Annotated in this window: 14 protein-coding genes; 7 read left to right on the plus strand and 7 right to left on the minus strand. The window is 63.4% G+C overall.

Features of this window, described 5'->3' with window-relative positions:
* Positions 1-180: 180 nt before the first annotated feature.
* Entirely contained in the window at positions 181-1,161 is a 981-nt protein-coding gene (locus LWC34_RS28185; protein WP_233728128.1) for an aldo/keto reductase, read from the minus strand.
* Positions 1,162-1,259: 98 nt separating this feature from the next.
* On the opposite strand from LWC34_RS28185, the gene LWC34_RS28190 reads away from it, so the two are divergent.
* Positions 1,260-2,996 (plus strand): alpha/beta hydrolase, encoded by a 1,737-nt coding sequence (locus LWC34_RS28190; protein WP_233728129.1) that lies wholly within the window; start codon positions 1,260-1,262, stop codon positions 2,994-2,996.
* Positions 2,997-3,041: 45 nt separating this feature from the next.
* Here the strand turns inward: LWC34_RS28190 and LWC34_RS28195 are convergent, their stop codons facing one another.
* The 5 genes from LWC34_RS28195 to LWC34_RS28215 form a co-directional block, all read right to left on the minus strand.
* Complete coding sequence (locus LWC34_RS28195; RefSeq protein WP_233728130.1) at positions 3,042-3,893, minus strand: SAM-dependent methyltransferase; 852 nt, start codon at positions 3,891-3,893, stop codon at positions 3,042-3,044.
* Positions 3,894-3,986: 93 nt separating this feature from the next.
* Positions 3,987-4,475 carry a DUF2165 domain-containing protein gene (locus LWC34_RS28200; RefSeq protein ID WP_233728131.1) on the minus strand — a complete coding sequence of 163 codons (489 nt, stop codon included), beginning with the start codon at positions 4,473-4,475 and terminating at the stop codon, positions 3,987-3,989.
* A gap of 28 nt (positions 4,476-4,503) precedes the next feature.
* A complete protein-coding gene (locus LWC34_RS28205) occupies positions 4,504-5,217 on the minus strand; it encodes an Rv2686c family ABC transporter permease subunit (RefSeq protein ID WP_233728132.1) in 714 nt (237 codons plus the stop codon).
* Position 5,218: 1 nt separating this feature from the next.
* Complete coding sequence (locus LWC34_RS28210) at positions 5,219-5,920, minus strand: fluoroquinolone export ABC transporter permease subunit (RefSeq protein ID WP_233728133.1); 702 nt, start codon at positions 5,918-5,920, stop codon at positions 5,219-5,221.
* Entirely contained in the window at positions 5,917-6,765 is an 849-nt protein-coding gene (locus tag LWC34_RS28215; protein WP_233728134.1) for an ABC transporter ATP-binding protein, read from the minus strand. Before LWC34_RS28215 ends, LWC34_RS28210 begins: the two co-directional genes overlap by 4 nt.
* Before the next feature lie 60 nt (positions 6,766-6,825).
* Here LWC34_RS28215 and LWC34_RS28220 point away from each other — a divergent pair, with 60 nt between their 5' ends.
* Complete coding sequence (locus LWC34_RS28220; protein WP_233728135.1) at positions 6,826-7,269, plus strand: GbsR/MarR family transcriptional regulator; 444 nt, start codon at positions 6,826-6,828, stop codon at positions 7,267-7,269.
* Positions 7,270-7,311: 42 nt separating this feature from the next.
* The gene (locus tag LWC34_RS28225) at positions 7,312-8,136 is read left to right on the plus strand and encodes a phosphatidylinositol-specific phospholipase C/glycerophosphodiester phosphodiesterase family protein (RefSeq protein ID WP_233728136.1); all 825 of its coding nucleotides are present in this window, start codon (positions 7,312-7,314) and stop codon (positions 8,134-8,136) included.
* Between the two features lie 58 nt (positions 8,137-8,194).
* Here the strand turns inward: LWC34_RS28225 and LWC34_RS28230 are convergent, their stop codons facing one another.
* Complete coding sequence (locus LWC34_RS28230) at positions 8,195-8,596, minus strand: hypothetical protein (RefSeq protein WP_233728137.1); 402 nt, start codon at positions 8,594-8,596, stop codon at positions 8,195-8,197.
* Positions 8,597-8,821: 225 nt separating this feature from the next.
* Between LWC34_RS28230 and LWC34_RS28235 the strand changes: the two genes are divergently transcribed.
* Genes LWC34_RS28235 through LWC34_RS28250 form a run of 4 tightly spaced genes read left to right on the plus strand, consistent with a single transcriptional unit; the run spans position 8,822 to position 16,836 of the window.
* Positions 8,822-9,301: a sigma factor-like helix-turn-helix DNA-binding protein gene (locus LWC34_RS28235; RefSeq protein WP_233728138.1), complete on the plus strand. Its 480-nt coding sequence runs from the start codon at positions 8,822-8,824 to the stop codon at positions 9,299-9,301.
* 51 nt (positions 9,302-9,352) lie between these two features.
* On the plus strand, positions 9,353-9,943 hold the full coding sequence (locus LWC34_RS28240) for an OB-fold-containig protein (RefSeq protein WP_233728139.1): 591 nt from the start codon (positions 9,353-9,355) through the stop codon (positions 9,941-9,943).
* A 3-nt stretch (positions 9,944-9,946) separates the two neighbouring features.
* Positions 9,947-12,016, plus strand: coding sequence for an SPFH domain-containing protein (locus tag LWC34_RS28245; protein ID WP_233728140.1), 2,070 nt, complete (start codon positions 9,947-9,949; stop codon positions 12,014-12,016).
* Complete coding sequence (locus LWC34_RS28250; RefSeq protein WP_233728141.1) at positions 12,013-16,836, plus strand: DNA repair ATPase; 4,824 nt, start codon at positions 12,013-12,015, stop codon at positions 16,834-16,836. Before LWC34_RS28245 ends, LWC34_RS28250 begins: the two co-directional genes overlap by 4 nt.
* Positions 16,837-16,865 lie beyond the last annotated feature (29 nt).

Raw genomic sequence — 16,865 nt, forward strand, 5'->3', positions numbered from 1 at the left:
TCAGGTTCTCGATTCTGTGACTATAGACATAATGCCAAATGGTGAACTGAGGCTCTCGTCTCGGGCTTCGTCGGTGGCCCGAGCTGGTGAGCGGGATTCGCAAGCGCAAGGTTTCGATCCTGCTTGAACGAGGGCTGTGTTGTGACGTTGGGCGCCGGGCCCAACGTCACAAACCGAGAACTACCAGCGGTCGTGGACGAGGGCGCGGATCCGCGAGTCGTACAGGTCTTCAATAGCCGTAAGGGTTTCAGGAGACAGAGGTGCGACGTCGGCGGCGGCCGAGTTGGCCTGGGCCTGGGAAACGTTGCGAGCCCCGGGAATCACGGTGCTCACGCCAGGCTGCTGAACAACCCACCGCAAAGCCATCTGGGCGGGCGTCACACCCGAAGGAGCAAGAGCCGAAAACTCCTGTGCCGCTTGGACACCAGTCGCATAGTCCACGCCGGAGAACGTCTCGCCAACGTCGAACGACTCACCATGCCGGTTGTAGTTCCGGTGATCATTCTCAGGGAAGGTCGTGTCGGCCCGATACCGCCCGGACAGCAAGCCAGAAGCCAAAGGCACCCGGGCGATGATCCCGACCCCAGCGGCGGCCGCGGCGGGCAGAACCTCCTCCAAAGGCTTACGCCGGAAAGCGTTCAGGATGATCTGGATAGTCGCCACCCCCGGGCGGGCGATCGCGGCCAAGGCCTCAGCGCAAGTCTCAACACTCACTCCGTAAGCCGCGATGCGCTCCTCAGCCACCAAGGTATCGAGGGCGTCGAACACCTCATCCGAGGCGATCACCGAAGGCGGCGGACAGTGCAGCTGCACCAGGTCCAGGGCGTCAAGCCCAAGGTTCGTACGCGACCGATCCGTCCACGCGCGGAAGTTGGCCAGGGTGTAGTTGCCGAGTTCTTGGGCCATTCGGCGACCCATCTTGGTGGCAACGAATGGCCGATTCGGCCTGCCTGCGATGTACTTGGCAATGATCTGCTCGCTGCGGCCGTCGCCATACACGTCCGCCGTGTCCAGGAAGGTCACGCCGGACTGCACTGCTGCGTCGATCACCGCCAGGGCGTCGGATTCGCTCACCTCGCCCCAGTCTGCGCCCAGTTGCCAGGTGCCGAGGCCGATCACCGAGACGTCCTGCCCGAGCCTGCCGATTTTGCGTTTTTCCACGGTTCCGATCCTAAGTTCCGACGTGTGGCCCTGCCATTGCTCGCTGACTGTGAGATAGGGACTACCCATGGTTCCCTTTACGCGCCTTAGTGGCCGTCGTGGTCGCATCCGCCATAGCACTCGCCACGCCGAGTTACGCTGAGTCAGCCTCCGACCCGCGCAATCCGGTCATTCCTCCGCGCTATCTTGACCAGACGCTCACGTGGGCGCCGTGTGATTTCGACGCCGAGATCAAGAAGGCTCACCCGCAGGCGCCAACGACGAACTGTGCCACGGTCATGGTGCCGATGGATTGGCACAATCCGGACGCGCACCCTGACATCAAGGTCGCCATCGCGTACAGCAAGGCCACCGGGCCGGTCCGTGGCCTGCTCACCAGTAATCCCGGCGGGCCTGGGGGCGCCGGGTTGAACCGGACCGCCAATCTCGCTGTCTCCCGGCCGCAGATGTTCCGGGACTTCGACCTGCTCGGGTTTGACCCGCGTGGGTTCGGTAGGAGCGAAGCGCTGCGTTGCCTGACCACGCGCGCGGAGTTGAACGCGCTGCCGAAGACTCCCGACTACCGGATGAGGGACGAACGGACGCATCGCGCCGAAATCGCCGAGGCGGCGTTGCAGGCCAAGGCTTGCACGGCCACCGAGTTCGGCCAGTTCGTCAGCAGCCAGCAGACCGTGTACGACATGGAGTTCCTGCGCGCGTTGTCCGGTCACCGGCTGTTGCATTTTATCGGCTACAGCTACGGAACGTGGCTGGGTGGGTGGTATGCCGACACGTACCCGCAGCGTGTTGGCCGCTTCGTCCTTGACTCCAATATGGACTGGACGCACTCGCAGTGGGACAACATCAACTTCGATCCTTGGTCCTATCAACGGCGGTTCGACACGCAGTTCAAGCCGTGGATCGCCAGGCATGCCGACCAGATCACCGGCGATCTCGGCACCGCCGCCCAGCAGGTGCAGCGGACTTACGACAGCATTCGCGGCAAGCTGACTGAGTTGCAGAAGACGACCAACGTGCGTCCGGACGACTTGGACAACAAGGTGCTCGGCGTGATCGGCAACAACCGCCGGTTCATCCGCGCGCTGATCGACATCCTGGTGTACGACGAGTTCGGGAAGGCTCCGGCCGCCACGATCCAGCCCGTTCACGTCGAGCGTGCCTGGGGCAGACTCGCTCCCGCGCTGCAGGCATTCGACAAGCTGGCAGACGTCCAGACGCGATATGCACCCCCGCGACCGCCAAGTGCTGGTGAGGTCGTGAACCTCGGTGCGCTGTCGCAGACCGTGCGTTGCAACGACACGGCGTGGAGCAAGGATCCGAGGTTCTACACGCGCGAAGCCGACCGGATGGCCAACCGATACCCGTGGGGTGGGTACCTCAACGGTGTGCCGATGTGCACGTTCTGGCCGTACCAGCCGCAGGATCGCAAGCTTGACCTGAAGGGCGCGCCGCGGATGCTGATGGTGCACAGCGAGATCGACCCGCAGACCGCGTACGAGGGCGCGATCCGGACGTACAAGGACATCACGCACGCGTCGCGTCTGGTGTCGATCGACGACGAAGGCCAGCACGGGCAGTACATCCTCGGCCCGTCATCGTGTGTACAGCAGTTCGGCGACAGGTTCCTGTTCAACGGGGAACTGCCTGGCCGCAACGAGATCTGCGGCACCGCGCCGTTGCCTGAGGACGGTTCGGTCTACGAGGTCAAAGGCCCGCTCAATGGTAAGGCGGTTCCGTTGCCACGCAACCTAACCAGTGCTGCTGACACGAACCCGATGCTGCAGGACATCCTCGACCAGATGGGTGAACAGCCCATGCGACCGCTAAACCGCTAGTCAGGACTCGTGAGTGGTTATCCGGGTTAGAGCACGGATAACCACTCACGAGAGGACTCGGCCCATGCCGCCGATGCCGAGCAGCCTGGCTTCGCTGTCGTTGTCTGCCTCCAGCGAGCCGTCCGGTCGCCATTCCGGCAGGATCGTGATCCCTGGTTCCAGTAGGTCCATTCCGGTGAACCAGGCCGCGAGGTCGGCTTTGCTCCAGTCGCGGATCTGTTCGCTGGCATCGGCATAGACCGCGATCAGGTCGAGGATTTGCTTGTGTGTCACGGGATCGCGCTCGGCCACGATCTGTGTCGTGATCACCGAGATCGGCAACAGGCTGCCCGGCGCGCACGCGTCACGGTAGGCCGCCACCAGCCCCGCTGGCGAGTATTCTTCGCCGACGTACAACAGGATTCCGACCATCAGCAGGCCGATCGGCCGGGAGAAGTCAAGCAGGGCACGGACTTCCGGCGCTTCGAGAACAGTGTCCGGATCGCGGATGTCGGCGTGCAGGATTCCAGCGTTCTCGTTACCTTTCAACAACTTTCGCGCGTGTGTCACCGCGGTCGCGTCGTAGTCCACGTACATCACACGCCCCTGTGGCGCGCGGCGCTGGACGATCTCGTGCACGTTGCCAACAGTGGGAATTCCCGAACCGAGGTCGAGGAACTGGTCGATTCCTTCGTCCAGGCACACATTCACGACGCGCCGGAGCCAGGATCGGTTCAGCCGCGCCAAAGACGGCGTGCATGGCAACACGGTTTTGGCACGTTCGGCTAGTTCGCGGTCGGCGGTGAAGTTCATCGCCCCACCGAGGTAGTAGTCGTACATGCGCGAGGCGTTGGGCATCTCGCTGTCGTACGAGCGTGGGCCGATCGGGGGTAATGGGGGCGGCGTGGCGCGCGTCATCAACACAGCATCCACTTGGCCCGCAACACAATCAAGCGGGCCTGCATTATTCTGTTGTTGGCCACCAAGCGAAACACGCTGGTCAGGCTCAGGTCACGGGTTTGAACGTTCAGGCAACCGGGTGAGGATCAGACCAGCCGAGGCGATCAGGAAGTTGAACGTCGCCGGCTGCAGGCCGTTCCACTGCTGCGACTGCCACATCTCGAACCACTCGCCACCGATCGCGATGAAACCGGCGCCGAACAACACCATCATCATCAGGAATCCGACCGTGCCGAAGGATCGGGCGTTGTCCCGGTTGCGGACGCCGAGTACGAACCCGATGCCGAGCGCGATCGCGGTCAGCGCTTCCCAGATGATGATCAAGATGTAGGCGATCAGCGCGATCGTGGGGTTCGTGATCGCACGCCACATGGTGTTGTCGGACTTGAACGTGGTGTCCATCGCCAGCACGTGTTCGACGAACGCCCTGTTGGTCGGGAAGTCGAAGACGTTGTTGAAGACGACGATTCCCATGTAGAGGGTGGCGATGCCGGTGGCCACCGCGATGGCCGTGCGCAGGCTGCCGAGCCGCGTGATCATGGGCGCGACTGTAACAGAGCGACTACTGTCAGCTCACGCTTTTTGTGAAACGTTGACTCAACGGCCAGGCCAACAGCAAATGAAACACCGTTCCCATGGCGAGATACGGCCACCAGATGCCGTCATCCCACGCCACCCAGAACGCCTTCGCTGGCCAGTACGTGGGGATCAGGCCGAACAGCAGCTGCCAGTCCGAGTCGATGAAGAACGGGATCAGCGGCAGCCCGGCGACCAGCAGGCCGATGCCACGGATCACCGCGAGCCCCTCGACCTTGTTGTGCGCGAAGGCGAGCATGGTCAGGCAGATCACCACTGCGGACAATCCGGTCAGTACGCCGATCGGGATCAACGGCAGAATCATGTCAGGCGGCAGCAAGCCGCTGGCGCTGATCGTGCCGACCACGAAAACCGTTGCCAGCACGACAGCGATCATCGCGCGATAAGCGAGATATGTCCGAAGTGGCACGGGCGTGGTCCGCAAGGCGACCAGCGTGTGGGCATCACGCTCGTCCAGCACGAGCAGCGCGATCAGTCCACCTGGGACGATCGCACTGGTCAGCAGCAGGAAACCGGTGAGAATGACCGGGTAGTAGGGCGTCAGGTCGATGTCGTAGCTGTCGGCGACCATCGGCGTGACCCATCGAACCAGCGCGATCCACACCAGCGGCGCGGCGATCATCCCGGCGAGCAACGAGTCCCGCCCGACCCCACGCAGGTCGTGACGGGCGAACACGGCGAACATGTCAGTTCCCCCTGACCATGTACTTGTCGAACATCCGGCGCGCCAGCAGCCACAGCAGCGCGGCACACAGAATCGGATAGATAACGGCGTAACTCGCCTGCCAGAAGGAGATCGTCTTCTTGTCGAACGCGACGCCGAACAGCAACAATGGACCCTGCGTCGGAATCAGGTACAGCAAAGGCGTGTCCCACAGTCCGGCGTAGGACAACGCTGGCAAGTTGCACACCGCGATCGGCAGTACCGCTGGCATGAACCAGTCGCTGACCGAGTGAAACGGCAGTGCGGACAGGAAACCGGCCAGCAGCATGATCACTGTGCCCAGTACGGCGCCGATCACCAGCGGCACGATGTGGAAGTCCACGCCGTGTGTCCCGATCGCGACAAGGACCGCCAGTACTACCGAGAGTGTGGTCAACGAGACCACTTTGGACGCGAGGTATTCGGTGAACCGTAACGGCGTGCTGACCAGCGCGTGCAAGGTGCGTTCGTCCTTCTCGAAGAACACCGCGCCCGCGATGAAGAAGAAGCCGACGATGGTCAGATCGCCGAGCAGGACGTACGGCTCGACCATGGACCGGACGCCCGACGGCATCGGCAGCAGCATCGCCAGCCAGAGCGCGCCGGACAGGATTCCGGCGTGCAGCAGGCGATAACGCCGCTGCAGCAGGAATTCCATGCGCAGTGCGATCGAGAACCGAGTCATGTCAGGCTCCGGCCCGTTGCCTCGACGAAGATGTCGTCGAGGGAAGCTTCCTGGCTGTGCATGGTCTCGATGCGCTCGTTGCGTAGCAGCTCCTGGAAAGTGGCATCGCTCGCCAGCCCGTCGAGCGGGAAATCCTTGCTGGTCCCGCGATACGCCACTCGCACAAGCCGTTCGCTGCGCCGGAGTTTCAGGTCGTGCGGAGTTCCGAGCACGGCGATGCGGCCGTCGGCCACGAACGCGACCCGATTGCACAGTTCCTCGGCGCAGTGCATGTCATGCGTGGTGAGGAAAACGGTCTTACCGCGGGCTTTCTCGGCCAGGACCATGTCCTTGACGATCCGCGCGTTGGCCGGGTCGAGGCCCGAGGTCGGCTCGTCGAGAAACAGCAGGTCAGGGTCGTGCAGCAGAGCGCGGATGAACACCAGTCGCATCTGCATGCCCTTGGAGAACTTGGCGACGCGGGTATTCGCGTGGTCGCGTAGCCCGACTTGATCGAGCAGTTCAAGGGGGTCGCGGGTGGTGCCGCCGTGCAGATCGGCGAAGAACCGCAGGTTCTCCAGCGCGGTCAGCTTGCGGTAGAGGTTCGGCAGTTCGAACGACACTCCGATCCGCCGGTAGTAGTCCTGCCCCCAGTCGGCGGGATCTTTGCCCCACACCGAAACGCTGCCGCCGTGCCCGGTCAGCAGTCCGATGAGGACCTTCTGTGTTGTCGACTTTCCCGCGCCGCTCGGGCCGAGAAAGCCGAAGATCTCCCCGGCGCCGACGCCGAAGTCCATGCCGGCCACCGCTGGTTCGGCGCTGCCGGGATACGTGAATGTGAGGTCGTTGACCTCGATGACGGACATGCCACGAATGTATCGAATTTTCTGAGTTTTCGAAATATTGGCAAGTGTTAAGGTTTCGTCATGGCCGGTATGACGGAGGCTGCTGAGCGGCTCGCACTGGTTCTGACCAGCAACGGAATGCAGCGGATGACCGCGCGGGTGATGGCCGCGTTGCTGTTCGCCGACCAGGAGACAGTCACTGCTGGCGAGCTCTCCGAGTGGCTCGTGATCAGTCCCGGCACGGTCTCGACCGCGCTGAAGGCGCTGAGTTCGTCCGGGTTGATCGAGCGAGTGCCCGCACCAGGCAGTAGGCGTGAGCACTTCCGGTTCCGCGACGACGCGTGGATTCAGCTGATGTCCGCGCAGAATCAGGCCCTCAACGCGGTCTTCGAAGCGGCTGACCGCGGCATCAAGGAGTCCGGCGAGGACAGCGTCGCCGGGCGCAGGCTGGTCAATATGCGCGACTTCTACGGCTACGTGATGGCCGAGATGCCCGCGATCATCGAACGCTGGCGTGCCCGCTGAGTGTTCGGCCGGAGTTCACGTTCCGCGCCTAGGGTGACCCGCATGCGGGTTTTGACGGTGGTTTTGAGCGTTTTCGCGCTGGTTTTCAGTGTGTCGACGGTTGCCTCGGCGACCCAGGTGCGTCCCTTGCCGCAGGCACACGCGCACAACGACTACGAGCACACGCGGCCCTTGTACGACGCCCTCGACCACGGGTTCGCGAGCGTGGAAGCGGACATTTACCTGGTTGACGGGCAGCTCCTGGTCGGTCACGACCCGGAGGACCTCAGGCCGGAGCGCACGCTGCAGTCGCTGTACCTGGAGCCGTTGCGCAAGCGGGTGCTTGCCAACCACGGCAAGGTGTACCGCGGCGGCGTCGAGTTCCAGCTGCTGATCGACATCAAGACGAACGGGGTGGCCGCGTACACGCAGCTGGACAAGGTGCTGCGGCAGTATCCGTTCCTGTTCACCAGGTATGTCAACGGTTTCGTGCTGCCGGGGCCGGTGACCGCGGTGATTTCCGGGGATCGGCCGCGTGCGCTGCTGGAATCCCAGCGGCACCGGGTTGCTTTCTATGATGGACGGATCGTGGATCCTGCAGACCTTGGGCCTGGCACGGATGCTCGGTTGACGCCTTTGGTGTCGGACAACTGGACCAAGCTGTTCACGTGGACCGGGGTCGGCGAATTCCCTGGGGTGGAACGGGATCGGCTCAAGCAGATCGTGTCCACGGCACACAAGGCCAAGCAGCGCGTGCGTTTCTGGGCAACGCCCGATGTCGCCGGGCCCGCTCGTGAGGCTGTATGGCTGGAGTTGCGCAAGGCTGGCGTCGACCACATCAACACGGACGATTTGGCTGGGCTGCAGGTTTTCCTCACCCGCCGCTGATGAGAGCTCGTGAGTGGTTATCCGTGTTCTAACACGGATAACCACTCACGAGGGTTGATCAGGGCTTGTAGCAGCTGCTGAAGCCCGCCGGCTTCTGGCTCTTGTCCGCGAGCAACGCTTCCACTTGCTGTTTGCGCAGGTTCTCGGGGTAGCCGGGCCATTCCGGTTCCTGGCCGTTGACGTGCAACTCGTCGAGCCAGTAGCCCGACTGGCCGGACACCTTCTCGAACTCGAGGTCGCAGCCTTTGACCTGAATGACAGCCTCGAGCACCTTCGTGCTCGATTTGACCGTTTTCGTGCCGACCTTCTTGGTCTTGCGCTCGGTCTCACTTGTCGGCTGCACGGTGCCGAAGCCCGCCGCCTTCAGCTCGGCCGCGAACTTCGACTCGCTGCTCGAGCACGCCATCAACACACTCGCGCTCGTCAAACCGACTAGCGCCAAGGCGATCTTGTTCCGCACGGCACGCAGCCAACCCGAAGATCAACGCAGTAACGGCGATTCGGGCGAATAGTTATCCGGCCGTTAGCAGCGTGATTGGGCCGTCTGGAGTATTACCGACACGTCTCGAAATCGGCTTGCCACCCACGGTATTTCTTTGAAGAAAACCTAGAAAGTCGCGTAAGTCGGGAGGTTTCCATCGGTCTCAACTGTGACTGGTCACACCACCGTCCGCAGGGAGCCGTCATGAGCCTCGGGGACATCGTTCTCGGCACGATCAAACCTGTTGTGGTGCGGTACTGCCGCGCCCGGATCGGCAGGCGGGACGACTCGTTCGCGGTCGCCGACCTGGTTGCCGCAGAGACGGTCCACGCTGTTCTGCGGTCATTGACCGGGACGGACGAACCATTGCTGGCAATCACTTACCGAATAGCCGTGGAAAATGTGACCAAAGAACTGAACGGCGATCCTGGCTGCGCCGGTTCGGCCATCGATGTTTCCGTTCTTCCCTCGGATGAACGCGAGATCCTCATCCTGCGCGCGATGTGCGGCCTGACCGCCGAGCAGACCGCGGAGGCGACCGGCAGCACCCCGGCAGTCGTGCGAATCACGCAGCACCGGGCCTTGGAAAAACTCCGGAAAAGTGCCCAACTGGACGGACCTGTGACACGATTGGGTCACGGGGCCGCCATGGAAACTCACAGTGAGCACTGCCGAGTTATATAGTCGCCCCGCCGGGCCAGGGGAGGCCCCGGAGTTCGGCGTCTAGGGGGCGGATTGGCCGAGTTTTTCGAGGCGACGCTGTCTTTTCCGGCTGTGCTGTGCACGTTCCTGCTCGTCGTCTGCGTCGGTTACTGGCTGTTGACCGTGCTCGGTGCCATCGATGTGGACGAGGACGCGGGCGATTTGCTTGGCGCACTGGGGTTTGGTGGCGTGCCACTGACGATCGTGCTGACACTCACGATCGTCGTCGCGTGGTTTCTCAGCCTCGTGGGCACGGTTCTGTTGGCAGGAACGGGAACCGGCGTGCGCATCGCGCTCGGGTTGCTTGTTCTCCTCGTCGCGATCGTGCTCTCCCTATTCGTGACCCGGTTGCTCGTGACGCCCCTGCGCAAGGTGTTCCACTCCGGTCCGGCCGCATCGCGCGCCGACTTCATCGGCCGTACGTGCGTGATCCGGACGGGCACCGTCGACACCGACTTCGGCCAGGCCGAGGTGCACGCCGAGGACGGATCGTCGGCCGTCATCCAAGTCCGGCAGACCGGCACGGACGACCTGCGCGCCGGGCAGACGGCGCTGATCTACGACTACGACACCGATGGCGAGTTCTTTTGGGTCGCCCCGGTCGAGACTCATCTGAAGGACTGAGACATGGACGCTATCGGCATCGGAGCAGGCGTACTGATCGGCGTCGTGCTGCTCGTCATCCTGATCATCGTCTTCATCATCAGCAGGCTGTTCCGCAAGATCGAACAGGGCAAGGCGCTGATCATCTCCAAGGTGCGCAACGTGCACGTCACCTTCACCGGCGCGATCGTGCTTCCGGTGCTGCACCGCGCCGAGGTGATGGACATCTCGGTGAAGACCATCGAGATCAACCGGGCCGGTCAGGAAGGCCTGATCTGCAAGGACAACATTCGCGCCGACATCAGGATCACGTTCTTCGTGCGGGTCAACAAGACCGCGGAGGACGTCATCAAGGTCGCGCAGGCGATCGGCACCGCCCGCGCCAGCGACGAGGGCACGCTGCAGGCGCTGTTCAACGCGAAGTTCTCCGAGGCGCTCAAGACCGTCGGCAAGCAGCTGGACTTCGTCGACCTGTACACCAAGCGCGACGAGTTCCGTGACCAGATCATCCGGGTGATCGGCACGGATCTGAACGGTTACAGTCTTGAGGACGCGGCCATCGACTTCCTCGAGCAGACCCCGATGAGCCACCTGGACCCGGTGAACATCCTTGACGCGCAAGGCATCCGCAAGATCACCGAGCTGACCGCGATCGAGCACGTGCGCACCAACGAGTACCAGCGCAACGAGGAGAAGGAGATCACGCGGCAGAACGTCGACGCCCGTGAGCAGATCCTCGAACTGGAGCGCCGCCAGGCCGACGCGGAAGTCAAGCAGCGCCGCGAGGTCGAGACGATGAAGGCCCGCGAGGAAGCCGAGATCGCCAAGGTCCAGGCGGAGGAGCGGCTCAAGGCGCACACCGCGAACATCCGCACCGAGGAGCAGCTGGGCATCCAGGACCAGAACCGGTCCCGCGAGATCGCCGTGGCCGAGAAGAACAAGGAACGGGTTATCGCGATCGAGAGCGAGCGGATCGAGAAGGACCGCCAGCTTGAGGTGATCGCCCGTGAGCGGGAGACCGAGCTGTCCCGGATCAACAAGGACAAGGAGCTCGAAGGCGAGAAGCGCGCGATCGCCGAGGTGGTCCGCGAGCGGATCGCGGTCGACAAGACGGTGGCCGAGCAGGAAGAGACGATCAAGCGCCTGCGTGCGGTCGAAGAGGCCGAGCGGATGCGCCAGGCACTGGTCATCCAGGCCGAAGCCGAGGCGCAGGAGAAGCTCGTCAAGGACATCAAGGCGGCGGAGGCGGCCGAGCAGGCCGCGAAGTACGAGGCACGCCGCGAGCTCGCGCTGGCCGAGGCCCGTCAGCAGACCGCCGAACTGGACGCCCGCGCGAAGATTCGCCTGGCAGAAGGCGTGCAGGCCGAGGCAGCGGCGGAAGGCCTTGCACAGGTCCAGATCCGCGAACGTGACGCGGAGGCGATCGAGAAGATGGGCCGCGCGGAGGCCGTTGTGGAGCGCGAAAAGGCGCTGGCCAGGGCCGAGGCGGCCGAGAAGATCGGTATGGCCGAGGTCGGCGTGGAACGCGAAAAGGCCGTCACGATCGCGGAAGCGTTGCGCGAGAAGCTGAAGGGCGAGGCGGAAGGACTCACCGAGAAGGCCGCCGCACTGGCCGCGATGAACGACGCGACCCGCGACCACGAGGAATTCCGGCTGCGACTGGAGATGGAGAAGGACATCCGGTTGGCCGGTCTGGACGCGCAGCGCGAAGTGGCCGCGTCGCAGGCGTCGGTCATCGCGGCGGGCTTGGAGAAGGCCGACATCGACATCGTCGGCGGCGAGTCGATGTTCTTCGACCGCCTGGTCGGCGCGGTCACGATGGGCAAGAGCGTCGACGGGTTCGTCGAGCACTCGAACACCGCGCAGTCGCTGGCCAAGCCGTGGATCAACGGCGAGCAGAGCTTCCCTGACGACCTCAGCCGCATCCTCAGTGGGATCAGCTCGTCGGACGTGCAGAACCTGACTGTGTCGGCGTTGCTGCTCAAGCTGATCGGCTCGGGCGGCAAGGAATCGGGCAAACTGCAGGAGCTGCTGGACACGGCGAACCGGCTCGGCATCGGTGAGCACTCCGTGGCAGGCCTGCTGCCGCGATGACTGCTGTTGCGCTGGACGAGGGCACTTACGAGCTGCTTCGAGCGCGGTTGGCGGAACACGCCGCCGCGCTCGCGGCCCGTGCCGAGGAGCTGAACACCAAGCGCATCGAGGTGTTCGGCGGCACAGAACTGCGGCTGATCGGCACTGAACGCATCCGTACCGAGAACAACTGCGTGCCACGAGACGTCGTGCCGGTCAACGGCTCGATGTTGTTCGGATACAACGTGTTCATCGGTCTGCGGCCGGAGACCGAGGTCAAGGACGTCTTCTCGCTGCACTCGTTCGTCCGTGACGGCGACGCTTTCCGGTTCGACGACGCCTCGGTCGCAGGCCTGCTCGAAGACCAGCAGTTCCAGCACGACTTCGCCGAGTTGTACCGGTACTACAAGGAAACCCGGTTGCTGCAGCTGCGCCGGATGGAAGGCAAGCTGCTAGCCGTTTTCCAGACCGGCGCCAACGCCACCGACATCAAGGTGATGCGCTGGAACGTGACCACGGACGGCAAGGTGTCCTATGAGGACAATCGTGGCGAGCGTGACCACGTTTTCCCGCCGTCGCACGACTTCGAGTGGGTCGAGACCACAAGGGACGACCACGTCCTTGGCAGGCACCCGCACGTCTCGATCCAGAACGAGATGTTCATCGAGGCTGTCGGTGGTGACCTGACCATCAAACTGGAGAACAACACGGAGACCGGCGAGGGCATTTACTCCGAGCCGGTCACCGAGACTCTGCAGAGTCTGGCCGACGCGGACATCGCCTACGCGCGCGTCGGCACGTTGATTCTGCTGAAGATCCGGCCGTACAAGGAAACCGAATGGCGCTACTTGGTTTTCAACACGCAGACCAAGGGTGTAGCGCGGCTGGACGGTATTGGTCAGGCGTGCCAACGGCTTCCTGAGGACCAGGGCATCATCTTCCCTGGCGGCTACTACCTCGCGACCGGTGTTGCGAAGACGTTCGACACGGATGTGACCAGCCTGGAGTTCGAGCGGATGATCCGCTCGACCAATGGCGAGGACGTGCTGTACGTCTTCCATGCTCGGGCCGAGGGCCGCTATTTGCTGTTGCCGTACAACGTGATCCGTAAGGAAGTCGGGACTTCCATTCCGTGTCACGGGTATTCGCTGTTCGACGACGGCACGCTTGTTGTTTTCCGTGCCGTGTCGGATGAGCCGACCCGTGTGCACCCGATGCAGGTCTGGCAGACGCCGTACTTGTCCGACACGTACGCGGCCGCCCAGGAGACCGGAGAAGGTCCGCTGGGTAGGGTCGGAAATGCGGATTTGGTCAGGGGAATCTCGGACTGTCTGTCGGTCTCGCGGATGGTCGGTGAGATGGCACCGTCCACAGAGGTCTTCGAGGGCCTGATCGCTGCGTGTGATCGGGCTTTCGATCACTATCACTGGCTCGGCGAGCAGGAGCTTGGCGACCTGCGCACGCCGTTGTCCGAGGTGCGCGCGACGGCCGAGCAGGTGTTGGACGAGTTCGAAGGCGTTCAGGCGCTGACCAACCAGGCCGCGACCGCGCTGGCTTCGTCCGATCAGGACATTGCTTCACTCGTCCGCAAGGTCCGCGGCGAGGCGCCCAAGTCAGCGGATGCCTGGGTGACCCAGCTGGCCGAACTGCGCAAGGCGCAAGGGCACCTGATCACCCTGAAAGAGATGCGGTACATCGACACCGCCCGTATTGAGTCGCTGAACTCGTTGCTGACTTCCGAACTCGGCACCGCGGCCAAACGCGCGGTCGAATTCCTCAGTGGTGAGAACGCTTTCGCTGGGTATCACGCCGAAGTGGAGCGTCTGGTAGCTGAGGGCGCCGCGATCAAGACCGTAGCCGAAGCAGCGCCGGTACAGGAAAGACTGGATTCTCAGGCCGAAGGGCTTGAGCTGCTGACCCAGGTGGTCAGCTCGCTCGACATCGCCGATGCCACCGTCCGGACCAGGATCCTGTCGCGCGTCGGCGAGGTTCTTGGCGGGATCAACCGTGCACGCGCCACTGTGGACGGACGCCGTCGTGAACTCGCTGCCAGTGAAGGGCGCGCTGAGTTCGCAGCTGAGTTTGCCCTGCTTGGCCAGGCGATCACGGGCGCGTTGGCCGTCGCGGACACTCCGCAGAAGTGCGACGAAGGCCTCGGCAGGCTGATGCTGCAGCTGGAGAACCTGGAGTCGCGGTTCGGGGAGTTCGACGACTTCATGGCCGAACTCAGCGCCAAGCGTACGGACGTTTACGAAGCGTTTTCCGCCCGTAAGCAGGCTTTGCTCGACTCGCGTGCCCGGCGCGCGGACCGTTTGGTCGAGTCGGCTCAACGGATCCTGGGCAGTGTGCAGCGCCGCGCGGGCCAGTTGGAAACGCTCGACGACGTCAACACGTACTTCGCGGGCGATCCGATGGTCGCCAAACTCCGTGCGGTCGCTGATGATCTGCGCGCTTTGGGCGACCAGGTCCGCGCCGACGAGCTGGACGGCCGGATCAAAGCTGCCCGCCAAGAGGCCGGTCGGTCGTTGCGGGACCGCCTCGACCTCTATGCCGACGGCGGCGAGACGATCAAGTTGGGCCGACACGTGTTCGCGGTGAATACGCAGGCCATGGACCTGACCGTGGTCCCGCACGAGGACGGGCTCGCAATCGGGATCACGGGCACGGACTTCCGTGACCCGGTGGTGGATGCGGAGTTCGAGGCAACCAGGCCATTCTGGAACCAGCTCCTGGTGTCCGAGACGCCTGAGGTGTATCGCGGCGAGTTCCTGGCCACAGTGGCATTGGATTCGTCCCCTTGGGACGAAAGTGCCGTGCTGGAGCACGTGCGCAAGGTCGCCGAAACCCGGTACGACGAAGGCTACGAACTCGGCGTGCACGATCACGACGCCGCCAAGATCCTCGAGGCGATCCTGCGCCTGCGCGCAGGTGCAGGCGTCCTGCGGTACCCGCCTCAGGCCCGTGCCGCGGCAACGATCTTCTGGTCCTTCGGTCCTGACGAAGCCGCTAAGAAGGTCTGGTCCCGGCGAGCCGGATCACTGGCCCGCGCCCGCGCCGCTTTCGGGCACACTCCGGCGATCGACGAGCTCGCAGCGGAATTGACCGACGAAATCACCGCATTCCTTTCGGCCAATGGGCTTTCGGGCGATCCGTTGGCGGGGGAGTACCTCTTCGAGGAACTTTCCAGCGCGCCGTTCGGTTTCGTGACGAGCGCTGGTGCACGGTCCCTTGTGGATCGGTTCCGCCGGAAGCTGGGTACGGCCAAGGATTTCGATGACGACCTGCGTGCGATCGACGGTCTTGCCGAGAAGTATCAGCTGATCTCGGCTTGGTTGAGTGCGTTCCTTGGTGGCGCGGCCAGTGCGGATCTTGCTGAGGCCATTGCTCTTGAGCTGTGCCGGGACGTGCCTCGGCATGACTCGTCAGCCTCGTTGGAGGCGACTGTTGATGGGCTGCTGGGTTCACATCCCCGGATCGTGGAACGCAAGCTGACCTTCCGGCTGGACGAATTGCTTGCCCGGATGCGTCAGTTCCACAACTCGCATGTCCCGGCTTTCCGTGCGTATCAAAAGGAGCGCGCTGCTCTTGTCTCGGCTTCGCGGCGGGAGCTGAGGTTCGAGGAGTTCCAGCCGAAGGTGATGAGCGCCTTCGTCCGCAATGGTTTGTTGGACGAGGTCTACCTGCCGTTGATCGGAGACAACCTCGCCAAGCAGCTGGGCACCGCGGGCGAGTCGAAGCGGACTGACCAAATGGGACTGTTGCTCCTGATTTCCCCGCCAGGCTACGGAAAAACGACGTTGATGGAATACGTCGCCAACCGTCTCGGCCTGGTCTTCGTCAAGGTCAACGGCCCAGCTCTCGGCCATTCGGTGACATCTGTCGACCCAGCTGAAGCGCCGAACGCGACTGCCCGCCAGGAGATCGAGAAGATCTCATTCGCACTGGAGATGGGCAGCAACGTACTGCTTTATCTGGACGACATCCAGCACACATCGCCGGAGCTGCTGCAGAAGTTCATTTCGCTGTGCGACGCGCAGCGCCGTATGGAAGGGGTGTGGAACGGCAAGACCAAGACGTATGACCTGCGCGGCAAACGGTTCGCGGTGTGCATGGCCGGAAACCCGTACACGGAGTCCGGGCAACGGTTCCGCATCCCGGACATGCTCGCCAACCGGGCGGACGTCTGGAACCTCGGCGATGTGTTGTCGGGCAAGGAAGACCTGTTCGCATTGAGCTTCGTCGAGAACTCCTTGACTTCGAACGTCGTGTTGGCTCCGCTGTCCACACGCGACCGGTCAGATGTGCCGAAGCTGGTGCGTTTGGCGGTGGGCGACCCAACAATCCGGCCTGACCAGCTGGCACATCCGTACTCGTCGGTGGAGCTCGACCAGGTGTTGTCGGTGCTGCGAAAGCTGTTGACCGTGCAGAAAGTGGTGCTCGCCAACAACCAGGCGTACATTGCTTCCGCCGCGCAGTCGGATGCTTCCCGGGTTGAGCCGCCTTACCAGTTGCAGGGTTCGTACCGAAACATGAACAAGCTGGCTGAGAAGATCGTCCCCGCGATGAACGATGCCGAATTGGCGGCTGTGGTTGACGACCACTACCTTGCCGAGGCGCAGACTTTGACCTCGGGTGCGGAGGCGAACCTGCTCAAGCTTGGGGAACTTCGCGGCACGCTCACGCCGGAGCAGGCGAAGCGGTGGGCTGATGTCAAGGCGGCCTATGTGCGTGAGCGGGCCCTTGGCGGCGATGACGACGACCCGATGAGCCGAGCAGTGGGCGCCGTCGGACTGCTCGCCGACCAGGTCGGCACCATCGCGTCAGCAATCCGCGGCGACTGACTGTCAATAGCAGGGCAGCCTTCACCACA

Origin of the sequence: Kibdelosporangium philippinense, assembly GCF_021390435.2 — a bacterium.
GTDB classification, from domain to species: Bacteria; Actinomycetota; Actinomycetes; order Mycobacteriales; family Pseudonocardiaceae; genus Kibdelosporangium; species Kibdelosporangium philippinense.